This window comes from Rhodococcus sp. NPDC078407 (assembly GCF_044542515.1).
Taxonomy (GTDB): Bacteria; Actinomycetota; Actinomycetes; order Mycobacteriales; family Mycobacteriaceae; genus Rhodococcoides.
The window spans coordinates 212,267-226,972 of record NZ_JBITUQ010000003.1 but is presented as its reverse complement, the minus strand read 5'-3'; the positions used below and the strand labels follow the sequence as shown (position 1 = coordinate 226,972).

Annotated in this window: 11 protein-coding genes; 3 read left to right on the top strand and 8 right to left on the bottom strand. The window is 65.5% G+C overall.

The genetic code is table 11. The features are described from left to right. Positions 1-535 precede the first annotated feature (535 nt). The 5 genes from lnt to ACIGGF_RS05320 all read right to left on the bottom strand — a co-directional run bounded on the left by lnt (position 536) and on the right by ACIGGF_RS05320 (position 6,208). Complete coding sequence (gene lnt, locus ACIGGF_RS05340) at positions 536-2,086, bottom strand: apolipoprotein N-acyltransferase (protein WP_397520457.1); 1,551 nt, start codon at positions 2,084-2,086, stop codon at positions 536-538. A 34-nt stretch (positions 2,087-2,120) separates the two neighbouring features. Further along, positions 2,121-3,719 (bottom strand): amidohydrolase, encoded by a 1,599-nt coding sequence (locus tag ACIGGF_RS05335; RefSeq protein ID WP_397520326.1) that lies wholly within the window; start codon positions 3,717-3,719, stop codon positions 2,121-2,123. A gap of 17 nt (positions 3,720-3,736) precedes the next feature. Continuing rightward, complete coding sequence (locus tag ACIGGF_RS05330) at positions 3,737-4,273, bottom strand: FxsA family protein (RefSeq protein ID WP_397520325.1); 537 nt, start codon at positions 4,271-4,273, stop codon at positions 3,737-3,739. Between the two features lie 81 nt (positions 4,274-4,354). Next, entirely contained in the window at positions 4,355-5,011 is a 657-nt protein-coding gene (locus ACIGGF_RS05325) for a response regulator (protein ID WP_397520324.1), read from the bottom strand. A 33-nt stretch (positions 5,012-5,044) separates the two neighbouring features. Next, entirely contained in the window at positions 5,045-6,208 is a 1,164-nt protein-coding gene (locus ACIGGF_RS05320; protein ID WP_397520323.1) for a sensor histidine kinase, read from the bottom strand. A gap of 17 nt (positions 6,209-6,225) precedes the next feature. On the opposite strand from ACIGGF_RS05320, the gene ACIGGF_RS05315 reads away from it, so the two are divergent. The 3 genes from ACIGGF_RS05315 (at position 6,226) to ACIGGF_RS05305 (ending at position 10,015) form a co-directional block, all read left to right on the top strand. Continuing rightward, positions 6,226-6,993 carry a TSUP family transporter gene (locus ACIGGF_RS05315; RefSeq protein WP_397520322.1) on the top strand — a complete coding sequence of 256 codons (768 nt, stop codon included), beginning with the start codon at positions 6,226-6,228 and terminating at the stop codon, positions 6,991-6,993. 65 nt (positions 6,994-7,058) lie between these two features. After that, the gene (locus ACIGGF_RS05310; RefSeq protein WP_397520321.1) at positions 7,059-8,585 is read left to right on the top strand and encodes a TldD/PmbA family protein; all 1,527 of its coding nucleotides are present in this window, start codon (positions 7,059-7,061) and stop codon (positions 8,583-8,585) included. Further along, positions 8,582-10,015: a metallopeptidase TldD-related protein gene (locus ACIGGF_RS05305; RefSeq protein WP_397520320.1), complete on the top strand. Its 1,434-nt coding sequence runs from the start codon at positions 8,582-8,584 to the stop codon at positions 10,013-10,015. The genes ACIGGF_RS05310 and ACIGGF_RS05305 overlap by 4 nt, the downstream gene beginning before the upstream one ends. Before the next feature lie 12 nt (positions 10,016-10,027). On the opposite strand, the gene ACIGGF_RS05300 is transcribed toward ACIGGF_RS05305, so the two are convergent. The 3 genes from ACIGGF_RS05300 to cobN all read right to left on the bottom strand — a co-directional run bounded on the left by ACIGGF_RS05300 (position 10,028) and on the right by cobN (position 14,541). Next, on the bottom strand, positions 10,028-10,453 hold the full coding sequence (locus ACIGGF_RS05300; RefSeq protein WP_397520319.1) for a VOC family protein: 426 nt from the start codon (positions 10,451-10,453) through the stop codon (positions 10,028-10,030). 83 nt (positions 10,454-10,536) lie between these two features. Further along, positions 10,537-10,917 (bottom strand): PPOX class F420-dependent oxidoreductase, encoded by a 381-nt coding sequence (locus tag ACIGGF_RS05295; protein ID WP_397520318.1) that lies wholly within the window; start codon positions 10,915-10,917, stop codon positions 10,537-10,539. Between the two features lie 18 nt (positions 10,918-10,935). Next, on the bottom strand, positions 10,936-14,541 hold the full coding sequence (gene cobN, locus ACIGGF_RS05290; RefSeq protein WP_397520317.1) for a cobaltochelatase subunit CobN: 3,606 nt from the start codon (positions 14,539-14,541) through the stop codon (positions 10,936-10,938). Between the last annotated feature and the right edge of the window lie 165 nt (positions 14,542-14,706).

Here is a 14,706-nt window from a genome sequence, read left to right as displayed (position 1 = left end):
CTGCGTTCGTGTCGGTTCAGGCACGTTCGACGGCTTGAATGGGGCTCGTATTGGTTCGTCGCGCGGCCCCCAGCGGATGGAAACAGGGATGAGTCCTGTTTCAGTGCATGGACCGAACCACTACTTCACGGTACCGACGGGTATCGGGCACCGAACTCGACGTCGCCTGCGACACGAACTTCCCCTCCCCGGCCAGGTGCGAGACCTAGAATTGGCACCTGCGTCCACACTCGATTCATCTCCGACGTACGACGGGTGCGCCTTCGCTCGGCTCCACTCGAGCCACTACCCGAAAACCAGCCTCCAACACCTTCGACGGCTTCCAAAGATACAACATTGGCAACACCCTTTTGTGCAGTAGTCATAAGAAGCATCGACCACCCCCTTCACCCTGTTACAGAAGTGACCTCGACCGCCACTCGGACGTGCGCTATTCGATCGATCGAATGACTTTCCGGCATGAGGGACGGCCTGTGCCGAATTCTTATCCGGATAGAACACCGGAAATCAGGGTGTATACCAACTTCGCGTTTGTTTATGTCGCGGACCTGCGACGCCCGTTCAACAGGGTCGCACCGAGCAGGCCGACGGCAGACAGGCACAGGATCAGTTCCGATCCGAATCCCAACCGGGTGGCGACGGTCTGCGTTCGACGCAGTGCGACACTCGAGACGAGCACGTCGGGGGTGAACAGTGGAGTGTCCTGCAGCACGTCCCCGTCGGGCGAGACGACTGCGCTGACGCCACTCGTCGCCGCCACTACGACAGTCCTTCCGTGCTCGACTGCCCGCACTCTCGACATCGCCAGCTGCTGGTAGGTCATCTCGGTGTCACCGAAAGTCGCGTTGTTGGTCGGAATGGCAATGAATTCCGCGCCGGACCGAACCGATTGTTGGAGGGCGCGATCGAATGCAACCTCGTAGCACGTCGCTATTCCTGCGGCTATTCCTGCGGCGTGCACCACCCCGTCTCCGCTACCCGGTACGAAATATCCCGCCCGGTCGGCATATTCGGAGAACAGCCGAAAAAAGCTTCGGTACGGCAAGTATTCGCCGAACGGTTGAATTATCTTCTTGTCGTGCCGCTCGCCGGGACCGTCGCTACCGTTCCACGCGATGACGGAGTTGAAATTCGTGCGATCGGCGTTGACGAGCACCGTGCCCACGAGAATCGGCGCACCGACCGCAACCGATGCCTGTGTGATGAGAGTCGCAGCGTCCGGATTACGTAACGGATCGATATCGGACGCGTTCTCCGGCCACACGACGAGATCGGGCGCTGGTTGTCGGCCGGCCTCGACATCGGTGGCCAGCGTCATGGTTTCCCGGACGTGATTGTCCAGAACGGCTCGACGCTGTGCATTGAAATCCAGACCCAGACGCGGAACGCTTCCTTGCACAGCAGCGACGGTGACCGTGCGTTCGCCGTCCTCGGACTCGTTGGTGTGCAGAGTCGGAATCAGGGCCAGCGCCACGATGGACGCGACCGTCGCGGCGGCCACGGGAGCGACGAAGGATCGCACACCGCCCCGTCGCACACCGTCCCGTCGCAAGCCGACAAGAACCAGCGCGGCCAGGCCGGTCCCGGTCAGCGCCACCCCGAAGGTGAGCAGCGGCGCGCCTCCCACGCTCGCCAAGGGCAGCAACCAGCCCTCGGGTTGCCCGAACGCCAACCGGCCCCACGGGAAGCCGCCGAACGGAACACTCGACCGCAGCCATTCGGTCAGACTCCACGCCAACGGAATAGACAGTGGCCACCAGGCGCTTCTCGCTGCGACCACGGCGAGTACCCCGAACAGCCCCACGAAGACGGACTCGGCCGCAGCCAACGCCAGCCACGGCATAGGCCCTACGTACACCCCGATCCACGGGAGCAGCGGAACGAAGAATCCGATTCCGGCGAGGTAGCCATAACCGAACCCGGCTTTGAGGGACACCGATTTTCGGCCGCCGAAGCCGGTCAGTACCAGGGCGAGGACCGCAATACCCAGCGGTGCCAGGAACCACAGAGTTCGCGGCGGGAAGCTGCCGAAGATCAGGACACCGGCACCGACCGACAGCAGGGTCGACACGACGATGCCCCGCATACGGTCGCCCGTCGACGATGTCGTCGTGTGCGCGCTATCGCTGATCATGGATGACCTTGCCGCGATGCACGGTCATCGAACATGTCGGGCTCGCGTCCGACTCGTTCAGGCTGGGCAACGGTGCAACCCCGGCACGCGGGTCGGTCGACCACCGTTGGACGCTGTCCTTGGGTGCCCGAACTACGAGCTCGTCGACATCCCACACTGCGAACGACGCCGGTGCACCCGGCACCAGCGTGCCGGCCAAGCCGTCCCGGACTCCGCCGGCGCGCCACGCTCCTCGTGTGGCGGCCGAGAACGCGGCCCGGGGTGAGATGGCACTGCCCGGCGTGCGGTGGTTGACGGCCGCTCTCGTCGTCGCCCACGGATCGAGACGAGTGACCGGCGCATCGGATCCGAAAGCGAGCGCGACGCCGGCCGAGGCCAGCCGAGCCAACGGGTGGAGAGCAGTACCGCGTTCGGCACCGAGCCGTGTTGCGTACAGTCCGTCCGGCCCGCCCCACAGTGCATCGAACGCAGGCTGCATGCTGGCGATGACACCCCATGCGGCCAGCAGATCGGACTGTTCCGGTGTCACCATCGACAGATGTTCGAGCCGGTGGCCACACGCGGCGACAGCGGTTGTCCCGAGCTCGCCCACCACCCGGGCCAGGGCAGTCACGACGGCTGTGACCGCGGCGTCTCCGATGACGTGGAACCCGGCCTGGATTCCGGCCGAAGTGCACGAAGAGATGTGGGCGGTGATCGCATCCACGTCCAGGTAGGACATTCCCGTACCGGGGCCATCGGCATAGGGTGACGACAGCCAGGCGGTTCGCGATCCCAGCGATCCATCGACGAAAATGTCGCCGGCCAGGCCGTGCGCCCCGGTGTCGACGAGTACCTGCTGCGCTCGCTCGGGTGTGTCGACCAGTTCGCCCCAGTAGCCGCGCACGTCCACCCCGTGCTCGGTTGCCATCAGGTCACGGAAGTCGTGTATTCCCGACACGATCGGGCCCCCGCACTCGTGCACGGCAACGATGCCCTGACGTGCGGCGTGGTCGAGCGCCGCCGTGCGGGCACGGCTCCTGGTCTCGGTGGTCATCATCGACCGCGCTGCCAGCCGCGCGAGGTGATGTGCGTCGGCCGTCAGCGGGGACTGCGGCGAGAACCCCGCGGCGGCGTCGATACCCGGCGCAGCGGCGCGCAACGAGGTCGACACGGCTGCCGAGTGCGAGTCGACACGCGTGAGATACACCGGACGGCCCGGCGCAGCTGCATCGAGATCGGCCGTCGTCGGGGAACGGTGATCGGTCCATTCGGACTCGTCCCAGCCGTGTCCCCAGACGAGCACGTCCGAGGTCTCGGCTGCGTACGACGCGAGTGCGCGCATGCAGTCGTCGAGGGATCGGCACTGCGACAGATCGAGTCCGATCAGAGACAACCCCAGATCGGTGACGTGCACATGCGTATCGACGAACGCCGGGGCTACGAACGAGCCGGCAAGGTCGGTGACGGGAACGCCAGGATGCAACGCTCGGCCCGTGCGATCCTCGCCGATCCAGCTGACGATTCCATCGGTCACGGCCATGGCGGTGGCGTCGGGAGCCATCGGACTGTAGATCCGTCCGCCGCAGAACAATTCGGTGGTCACGAACGACCAGTGTGCCCCTACCGGTGCGGCTTCCGGAAATCACCGGCCGGCCGGTCCGCGCGGTCGACCTCGATCACCTGACCTTCCAGGACGGGGGTCGAACCCGCCGCCGACGACGCCGAGTCGGCGGGTGCGGCGCGGTCGACGACGATCTCGCCGTCTATGACGGTGGGGCGCATACGCTGCGTCGCCGTGGCAACCTGCGGTAGCCAGCGCGCTGCCCCCCACACCACCGCCGGCCGCAACAGCCACCGGGTCGGCGGGATCAGCAGCAGCAAGCCGATCACCGTGGTCACCAGCCCCGGGACGAACATCGCGACGGACCCCGCCGCGAACAAGGCACCGTCGGCGACCGCGCCGCCGGCAGAGCGCTCACCTCGCGACGCTCTCCGTAGACCATCCAGCACGCGCCTACCCTGCGACCGCACCAGCAGTGAGCCGATCAGCGATCCGCCGATCAGCAGCACGACGGTCCAAAGCACACCGAGAGCACTACCCACGGCGACCAGCGCAGCAACCTCGACGACTACGTAGAGAACGAACAGAGCGAGCATGACGGTCCTTTCTTCGCTTCACCCGTACAACGCGCGGTGCATCGAATTCGCTCCCGATGCTCGCGATTTGCCGGGAAATGCTCAGGAACCGGGCCGAACGAGGCCGGTCTCGTACGCAACGACGACGGCCTGGACGCGGTCGCGGACCCCCAGCTTGGTCAGAATTCGGCCGATGTGGGTCTTGATCGTCGCCTCGGACAGGTGCAGAGCGGCCGCAATTTCGGCGTTGGACAAGCCGGTCGCAAGGTGCACGAGCACCTCTCGTTCACGTCCGGTGAGAGTGTCGAGAATCGAGGCGTCCGTGGTGGAGGTGGTCTGATCGACGAACCGCGCGAGCAACCGTTTGGTGACCTTCGGCGACACGACGGCATCGCCTGCGGCCACGCTGCGTATCGCGGACACCAGTGCCTCGGGAGGCGTGTCCTTGAGCAGAAATCCACTCGCCCCCGCCCGGAGTGCGCCCAGAACGTGCTCGTCGAGGTCGAAGGTCGTCATCACCAGAACCTTCGCCTCGGAACCCGATTCGGTGATGGTGCGGGTCGCGGCAACGCCGTCGATGCCGGGCATACGGACGTCCATCAGCACCACAGCCGGTGCCAGTCTGCCCACCGCCTCGATGGCACCGGCACCGTCGGATGCCTCACCGACCACCTCGATGTCCTCTTGGGCCTCGAGCACCATGTGCAATCCCATGCGCATCAGTTCCTGATCGTCCACGACGACAACGGTGATCGGCACCGACCCAACCTAGCTGTAAAAAGCACCCAGCCCTCAGTCGATCGGCAGCGTCGCGCGCACGACCCAGTTCCCGTGCGCCGTGCGACCGGCGTGCAGAGTGCCCTGCAGCACGGCGACACGCTCTCGCATCCCGAGCAACCCGTGTCCGCCGCCGTCGACCGCCGGAACCGTGGCGGTGCTCGTTCCGTTGTCGGAAATCTCGATGGTGACCGCGTGTTCTTCTCGGACCACCTTGACGACGGCGCGGGGGGCGTGGCCGGCGTGCCGTAGAACGTTGGTCAGCGATTCTTGTACCAGCCGGTGTACGCCCAGGCTGATCGCCGGACTGATGTCATCGAGGTTCCCGGTCTGCTCGAGCTCGACGTTCAGCCCAGCGCGGCCGATCATCTCGACCACCCGGGCGAGGCCGGCGGTGCCGTACTGGGGCATGTCGTCCGAATCCGGGGAGGTGCGCAGCAGCGCGACGGTACGGCGCAACTCGGTCAACGCGAGCCGACCGGTCGCGGAAATGTTGGCGACAGCCTGCTCCGCGCGCTCGGGATTGCGCCGAATGGCGTACGAGGCACCGTCCGCCTGAACGACCATCACACTGACGCTATGGGCGATGACGTCGTGCAGTTCACGCGCGATGCGCGTGCGTTCTGCGATCACGGCCTCGTCCGCCCGGCGGTCTCGGTCGTACTCCGCGACCACGAGCCGGGCCTGCGTCGCCTCGTCGTATGCCCGCCGCGCACCGAGAAACTCGGCCGCGAGCCAGGACAGCGCGTAGAGCAGCGCACCGAACAGCAGTGTCGTGAAGATCGGCTGCTCGAACAGCAGCATCGACGCGACGGAATACACGGCGAGCGCGATGGCATAGACGGCACCCTGAACTCGTCCCACGTATGCCACGAGGGTGTACAGCATGATCGGCAGGGCCAACGTCGCCGGGTGATTGTTGACGGCGTCCCCAGCCATGCTGCCCGCCACGTCGCAGACGGCCGTCGCCGCGAGAGCGAATGCGGCAATCGACCGGGGGTAGCGTCGCCGCCACGCAACCGGTACCGACAGTACGACCGAGAACACCAGAAACAACAGTCCGTTCAGCCCGTCGGCCGAACTGACGAACACCATCATTTCGACGACGAACAATCCTGCGGCCAACAATGCATCGGCCACGAACGGCTGCCCACGGAGCCACAGGCTGAAACGACGCATGTGATTGAGTTTGCCGTATGACTGCTGCGGACTGGGCACTGCTGATGGTGGCTGCGACAACCGCGGGTTGGGTCGACGCGGTCGTCGGTGGAGGCGGCCTGATCTTGCTGCCCGCAATCCTGCTCGTGGCACCGCAACTGACGCAGCAGGCGGCGCTGGCGACCAACAAGGCGACCGCAGTGTTCGGTACCGTCGCCGCGGTCGTCACCTTTGCTCGAAAGGTCTCGCTGAACTGGGCGGTACTGGTTCCTGCCGGCGTTCTCGCAGCGGTGACGTCGGCAGCCGGTGCTGCGGCAGTCTCGTTGATCGACCGCGAGTTGTTCATCCCGCTCATCATGGTCGTTCTCGTCGGCGTGGCAGTGCTCGTGACGTGCCGCCCGACCATCGGGCTGACGGTGGCGTCGTCCCCGCCGACGCATCGCAAGGTTCTGATCGTCATCGGCCTCGCGGCCGCGGCCATCGGCTTCTACGACGGCATCCTCGGGCCCGGGACGGGCACCTTTCTCATCATCGTGTTCGCCACGATGCTCGGAACGGAGTTCGTTCGCAGTGCCGCGATGGCCAAGGTGATCAACGTCGGATCCAACGTCGGGGCTCTGACGTTCTTCGCCGTCACCGGAAGTGTGTACTGGCAACTCGGAGCAGCCATGGCGGTCTGCAATGTTGTCGGGGCGGTCCTGGGATCCAGAACGGCGGTCGCCAGAGGAGCCGGGTTCGTCAGAATCGTCCTGCTCGTCGTCGTGGTCGGAATGGTCATCCGACTGGGCTGGCAGCAGTTCGGCTAGCGGCAGCAGTTCGGCTAGCGGCAGAAGTTCGGATAGCGTCGGTCGGTTCGACTAGCGTCTGTGCGGTGACGAGACAATCGGATCGGTCGGTCGACGCAGACTTCCTCGCTCTGCCCCTGCGGGACCTCGCGGATGCGGCCCTGAGCACAGCGCGATCGGCCGGAGCCACTCACGCCGATGTGCGGGTCCAACGTCTGACGACGCAGTCGATATCGCTGCGCGACGGTTCGGTTCGCGCTGTGGTCGACGCGGGCGACATCGGTCTCGCCGTGCGGGTGGTGGTCGACGGCACGTGGGGGTTTGCGTCGCACGCCGAACTCGGCACCGACGCAGCCGCCGAGACGGCCCGCAAAGCAGTGGAGGTGGCGACGGCGTTACGTTCGCTCAATCGCGAGCGCGTCGAACTCGCTTCCGAGCCGGTCTATTTCGACGCATCGTGGGTGTCGGAGTACGACATCGACCCGTTCCAGGTACCCACCGCCGAGAAGGTGGCACTGCTGGCGGAGTACTCGTCACGGCTGGCCGCGTCCGACGGCGTCGACCACGTCACTGCCTCGGTCCTTCAGGTCAAGGAACAGTCGTTCTACGCCGATCTCGCCGGCAGCAGCATCACTCAACAGCGGGTACGACTACATCCACAGTTCGAGGCAACGACCGTCGACCGATCCGTCGGCGCATTCGACACCATGCGCACCCTCGCGCCACCCGTAGGACGAGGTTGGGAATACCTGGGCGAGCACAGCACGTGGGACTGGGCCGACGAATTGGCTCGAATTCCCGAGTGGCTGGCAGAGAAGGTGAAGGCGCCGACCGTGGTGGCGGGACCGACCGACCTCGTGATCGACCCGACCAACCTGTGGTTGACCATTCACGAATCCATCGGCCACGCAACAGAATACGACCGTGCCATCGGCTACGAGGCGGCGTACGCCGGCACCTCCTTCGCGACGCCGGACCAGTTGGGCACGTTGCGTTACGGCTCGCCCATCATGCATGTCACCGCCGACCGAACCGAGACCAACGGGCTGGCCAGCATCGGCTGGGACGACGACGGAGTGGCGTCGCAGAAATGGGACCTGGTTCGCGACGGCACCTTGGTCGGATATCAACTCGATCGTGTATTCGCACCCCGGCTGGGCCTGGAGAGGTCCAACGGGTGCGCGTACGCAGATTCTGCCCATCACGTTCCGATCCAGCGAATGGCCAATGTGTCGTTGCAGCCGGACCCGGACACCGATCGAACGACTGCCGACCTCATCGGTGCGGTGGAAGACGGCATCTACGTCGTCGGCGACAAATCCTGGTCTATAGACATGCAGCGGTACAACTTCCAGTTCACCGGTCAGCGCTTCTACCGCATTCGCGACGGCAAGCTCGACGGACAGGTGCGCGATGTCGCGTACCAGGCGACGACCACCGAATTCTGGGGCTCGATGGAGATGCTCGGCGGACCGTCCACCTGGCGGCTCGGCGGTGCCTTCAACTGCGGCAAGGCTCAGCCCGGGCAGGTCGCCGCCGTCAGTCACGGCTGTCCACCAGCGCTGTTTCGCGGCGTGAACGTCCTCAACACCCGATCGGAGGCAGGGCGATGATCGCCGCACAGGACGTGATCGAGCGCGCCCTCGCGTGCGCGAGCGTCGACGATACGATCGTCATCGTCACCGATTCGAGCGACGCGACGCTTCGGTGGGCCGGAAACTCCATGACCACCAACGGAATCGCAACCTCGCGCCGCTGGGAGGTGGTCTCCATCGTGCGAGACTCGACTTCCGCGCGGGCCAGGAGTGGAGCCGGCGGAACGACCGTTCGGGCCAGGAGTGGAGCCGGCGGAACGACCGTTCGAGTGGGTACCGTGTCGTCGACCAGCGTGGATCCGGAGGGCATCGAAGCCGTGGTTCGGGCGAGCGAAGCGGCAGCGCGATCGGCAGAGCCCGCCGACGACGCGATGGCACTGCTGCCGGCAGGGTCGGCCGCGGATTCGCAGGACTGGGACCGCCGCGCACAACACACGTCGATCGACGTGTTCGGCTCGCTCGCAACGGAATTGAATGTCGGGTTCGACGGCCGGGACTCGCTGTACGGGTTTGCCCAGCACCGGGTCGACAACATCTGGCTCGGCACCTCGACCGGCCTGCGTCGCACGTTCACGCAGCCCACCGGCTCGGTCGAGATCAACGGCAAACGATCCGGGGCCAGTGCCTGGGTCGGTACGAGCACCACGGACTTCCGGGATGTGACCGCCGAAAGCATGTTGGACGAGCTGTCCACCCGACTCGGCTGGGCGCAGAACACCGTCGAGATGCCGGCCGGCCGGTACGAGACGCTTCTTCCTCCGTCGGCCGTGGCCGATCTCATGATCTACCTGATGTGGACCATGGAAGGCCGCGGCGCACAGGAAGGTCGGACTGCGCTGTCGGGTCCCGGCGGAACTCGAGTAGGCGAGAAGCTCACGGCCCTGCCGCTCACGTTGTACTCGGATCCGACAGAACGCGGTCTCGAGTACGCGCCGTTCGTGGTTGCGGGTTCGTCCAGCGACTCGGTATCGGTGTTCGACAACGGCATGAACATCGAGCGTGTCGATTGGGTGCGCGACGGAGCGGTCTCTGCTCTGGCTTACCCCCGCGCGTCTGCCGAGACATACCGAACACCCGTCGCCGTGCCGGGCGAGAATCTCGTCATGGCGGGCGGCACGGGCGTAGGTCTGGACGAGATGGTGGCAAGTACCGAGCGCGGACTGTTGTTGACGACGCTCTGGTACATCCGCGAGGTCGATCCGACTTCACTGCTTCTCACCGGACTGACCAGAGATGGCGTGTACGCCATCGAGAACGGTCGAATTACCGGATCGGTCAACAACTTTCGCTTCAACGAGAGCCCGCTGGATCTGTTGCGCCGCGTTACCGAAGCCGGACGGACGGAGGCGACACTGCCGCGCGAGTGGAAGGACTGGTTCACTCGCACGGCCATGCCGCCGCTACGCGTACCCGACTTTCACATGTCGTCGGTCAGCGCCGCCCAATGACGTCGGCCCGGATTACTTGTCGGGTCCGGAGAGCTCGAGCGCAATGTTGTCCGGGTCGCGGAATTCCACGATGGACAGGCCGGGTCCTGCGTCCTTGATGCCCTCGTGGGCAATCCCGAGATCGTCGAGCGTCTTGACGGCGTCTTCGAGTGCGGCCCTGGTGTCCACGGTGAAGCTCAGGTGATCGAGGCCGCAACGGTCTTCGCCGAAAGTGTCGTCGCTCGCTGCGACCGGACGCAGGCCGAGCAGTCCCCCGCCGAACTTGTAGATCACGCCACCGAAAAGGAACCACAGCGCCTTCTTGGTCTCCTCGTCGGCGTCGGGATCCCACGCGTAGGCGACGTCGAAGCCGAACACCGAGTCGTAGAAAGCTCGCGACCGCTCGATGTCGGTGACGGTGAGTCGAACATGGTTGTAATCGGTCACTGCGATTGGCACGTGAATACTCCATTCCGGCAGCAGAGAAGCTACCTAGTGAAGCATTCGGAACCGCGCATGCCAGCGATGGCTCCGGTGGTATCTCAGCCGGCGGTGATCGCCAATCCGACCGAGCCGTCCTTGCCCCGGCGCAGCACACTGCCCTTCACCGTGAGCCAACCCAGAATTCCGTACTTCGAGGCGACAGCAGCGCGGGCCTTCTCGGTTCCATGCCCGTCGAGAATCTCGGCTCGCGCGTCGACGGCCTCGCCCTGAGGGTTGCCGCGCATGTCGCACGGCGCAATGGTCACTCTCGGGTTGCGGCGAATGCGTTTGACCTTCCACGAATCGGTCACCGTCCACATCAGTAGCCGGTCCCCGTCGAGAGCACCCCACAGTGGGGTGGGCACGCCGGTGCCGTCCTTCTTGAACGTCGTCAGCAGTACGTATTTGCCCTTGGCAATGTCGTCGAACGTGGCAGCCATACCGCTCAGAGTACGTCGCTACTCCCCTTCGAGCTCGCCCTCGGTTTCCAGATACACCTGCCGCAGACCGTCGAGAACCTGTTTGTCGGGTTCGGCCCACATCTTTCGCTCGGCAGCTTCGAGCAGCCGCTCCGCGATACCGTGCAGGGCCCACGGGTTGGATTGCTGCATGAACTTCTTGTTCTGCGCGTCCAGTACGTACGTCTCGGCCAGCTTCTCGTACATCCAGTCCTGCACCACGTCGGTCGTCGCGTCGTAACCGAACAGGTAGTCCACGGTCGCCGCCATCTCGAACGCACCCTTGTAACCGTGCCTGCGCATGGCCTCGAGCCACCGCGGGTTCACCACGCGGGCGCGGAACACCCTCGCCGTCTCCTCCGACAGCGTGCGCGTGCGCACCGACTCCGGACGCGTGCTGTCGCCGATGTACGCCTCGGGCGACTTACCGGTGAGCGCGCGCACGGTCGCCACCATGCCACCGTGGTACTGGAAGTAATCGTCGGAATCGGCGATGTCGTGCTCGCGTGTGTCGGTGTTCTTGGCGGCCACGGCGATGCGCTTGTAGGCGGTGCGCATGTCGTCCGGCGCAGGAACGCCATCGAGGCCACGCCCGTACGCGAATCCGCCCCACGTGGTGTAGACCTGCGCCAGGTCGTCGTCACTGCGCCACGTCTTGCTGTCGATCAGCTGCAGCAATCCGGCACCGTACGTGCCCGGCTTGGACCCGAATATTCTTGTCGTGGAACGACGTTCGTCGCCGTGATCGGCGAGGTCTGCCTGCGCGTGTGCACGAACGTAATTGTGCTCGGCATCCTCGTCCAGAGCCGCGACCATCCGTACCGCGTCGTCGAGGAGGGCGAGTACGTGTGGGAAAGCGTCGCGGAAGAAGCCGCTGATCCGGACCGTCACGTCGATGCGGGGACGGCCGAGCTCGCCGAGATCGATCACCTCGAGCCGAGTGACCCGGCGTGATGCTTCGTCCCATACCGGCGATACGCCCAGCAGCGCGAAGACCTCGGCGATGTCGTCGCCGGAGGTGCGCATGGCCGACGTGCCCCAGACCGACAGTCCCACCGACTTCGGCCACTCACCGTGATCCTGGCGGTATCGCGCGAGCAGCGATTCGGCCATCGCCTGGCCGGTCTCCCAGGCCAGTTTCGACGGGACGGCCTTCGGGTCGACCGAATAGAAATTGCGCCCGGTGGGCAGCACGTTGATCAATCCGCGCAGTGGTGAACCGCTCGGGCCGGCCGCGATGAACCCGCCGTCGAGAGCGTGCAACACCTGCTCGATCTCCCGTGAGGTCCCACGTAGACGCGGCACCACCTCGGCGGCAGCGAATCTCAGGATTTCTGCGACCACGTCGCCGTGTTCGCCCGCGACGCGCTCGGCCTCGTCGGGATTCCACTGTGTGGCCTGCATGGCCGCAACCAGCCCGTGTGCCACGGCCTCGATGCTGTCGACGCGCGCACGGTCCTCGTCGCCGTCCTCGCTGAGGCCGAGTGCTTCACGAAGTCCGGGAACCGTCTGCTCCCCGCCCCACATCTGCCGGGCTCGCAGCATCGCGAGCACCAGCTCGACCTCGGCATCACCGACGGGTTCCTGGCCCAGGATGTGCAGCCCGTCGCGGATCTGTACGTCCTTGATCTCGCACAGCCACCCGTCGACATTGAGCAGCATGTCGTCGAACACTTCCTCGTCGGGACGCTCCTCGAGCCCCAGATCCTTGTGCATCTGCGCGGCCGTCATCAACGTCCAGATCTGCTGCCGAATAGCGGGCAGCTTGGCCGGGTCGAGTGTCGAGATGTTCGCATGCTCGTCGAGCAATTGCTCGAGCCTCGAGATGTCTCCGTAGCTCTCCGCGCGCGCCATCGGGGGAATGAGGTGATCGACGAGGGTGGCGTGCGCTCGACGCTTGGCTTGCGTGCCCTCCCCCGGATCGTTGACGAGGAACGGATAGATCAGGGGCAGATCTCCCAGAGCGGCATCGGTTCCGCAGGAAGCGGACATGCCCAGTGTCTTACCCGGTAACCACTCGAGGTTCCCGTGCTTGCCCAGGTGCACCATGGCGTCAGCGCCGAAGCCGCCGTCGGCCTTCGTGGCCGAGATCCACCTGTAGGCCGCAAGATAGTGGTGGCTCGGCGGCAGGTCCGGATCGTGGTAGATCGCAACCGGCTTCTCCCCGAATCCGCGCGGTGGTTGCACCATGATCACCACGTTGCCGAACTGCATTGCAGCGATGACGATCTCACCGTCCGGATTGGCCGAGCGATCGACGTAGAGATCGCCCGGTGCCGGGCCCCAGTGCTCGATCACACCCTCGCGCAGATCCGCGGGGAGTTGCTCGAACCACCGACCGTACTGCGCCGCCGAGATGCGAATAGGGTTGCCCTCGAGCTGAGCATCGGTGAGCCAGTTCGGATCCTGGCCACCGCGGGCGATCAGGGCGTGGATGAGAGCATCACCGTCGCGAGCAGCCAGACCGGGTATCGCGTCGGGGCCGTCGAGCGGGCCGAGATCGTAACCGGCAGTGCGCATGTCCGACATCAACGCAATGGCGCTGGCCGGAGTGTCGAGGCCGACGGCGTTGCCAATTCGCGCGTGCTTGGTGGGATAGGCCGAGAACATCAGCGCGATGCGGCGATCGGCGGCCGGGATGTGTCGTAGCCGCGCATGACGCACGGCGATGCCGGCGACCCGTGCCGCACGCTCGTGGTCCGGAACGTACGTGGTCAGGCCGTCGTCGTCGATTTCCTTGAACGAGAACGGGACCGTGATCAGCCGGCCGTCGAATTCCGGGACGGCAACCTGGGTGGCGACGTCCAGGGGCGACAGGCCGTCGTCGTTCTCGGACCACGTCGCGCGTGAACTCGTCAAGCACAGACCCTGCAGGATCGGAACGTCGAGTGCGGCGAGCTCGGCGACGTTCCAGGCCTCGTCGTCCCCGCCTGCCGACGCTCCGGCAGGCTTCGTTCCGCCTGCGGCGAGCACCGTCACGATCAGGGCATCCGCCGACTTCAGGGTCGCGAGCAGATCGGACTCCGCGTTCCGCAGCGAGGCGCAGTAGATGGGGAGGGCGGTGGCACCGGCGTTTTCCACTGCGGCGGCAAGTGCGTCGATGTACGTGGTGTTTCCCGCCAGGTGCTGGGCGCGGTAGTAGAGGATCGCCACCGTGGGGCCGTCCGGGTGCGAAGTCGACTTCCGTTCGAGGTGCCCCCACGTCGGCAGGTGCCGAGGAGCGTCGAAGCCGTGCCCGGTCAGCAACACGGTGTCGGACAGGAAGTTGTACAGCTGACGCAGGTTGTCCGATCCGCCCTCGGCCAGATAGTTGTGCGCCTGCGCCGCGACATTGGCCGGCACCGTCGAGATCTCCATCAAGTCAGCGTCCGGTGCCTGCTCACCGCCGAGGACGACGACGGGCAGTCCGGTCGCGAGAACCGCATCGATGCCCGCCTCCCACGAACGACGGGATCCGAGAATGCGCACGATGATCAGCTCGGCGGACGCGGCCATCGCCGGGATGTCCTGAGCGAGCAGACGAGAGGGGTTGCCCCAGGCGAAATCGGCTCCACTGGCACGGGCACTGAGCAGATCGGTGTCCGACGTGGACAGCAACAAGAACACGGGTAACGCCCTCCTCGGGGGTTTTCGCGCCCCTGACATAGGTGACTCTTCTGTTCGGATCGTCGGCGAGAGGGTCTGACTTCAGGCCCGTGCATGCGAACTGCAGGGGCCGTCACAGTGGCGCGACCGTACCGGATTCTCGCCGGTTTCCTCTCGGCCTGAGCC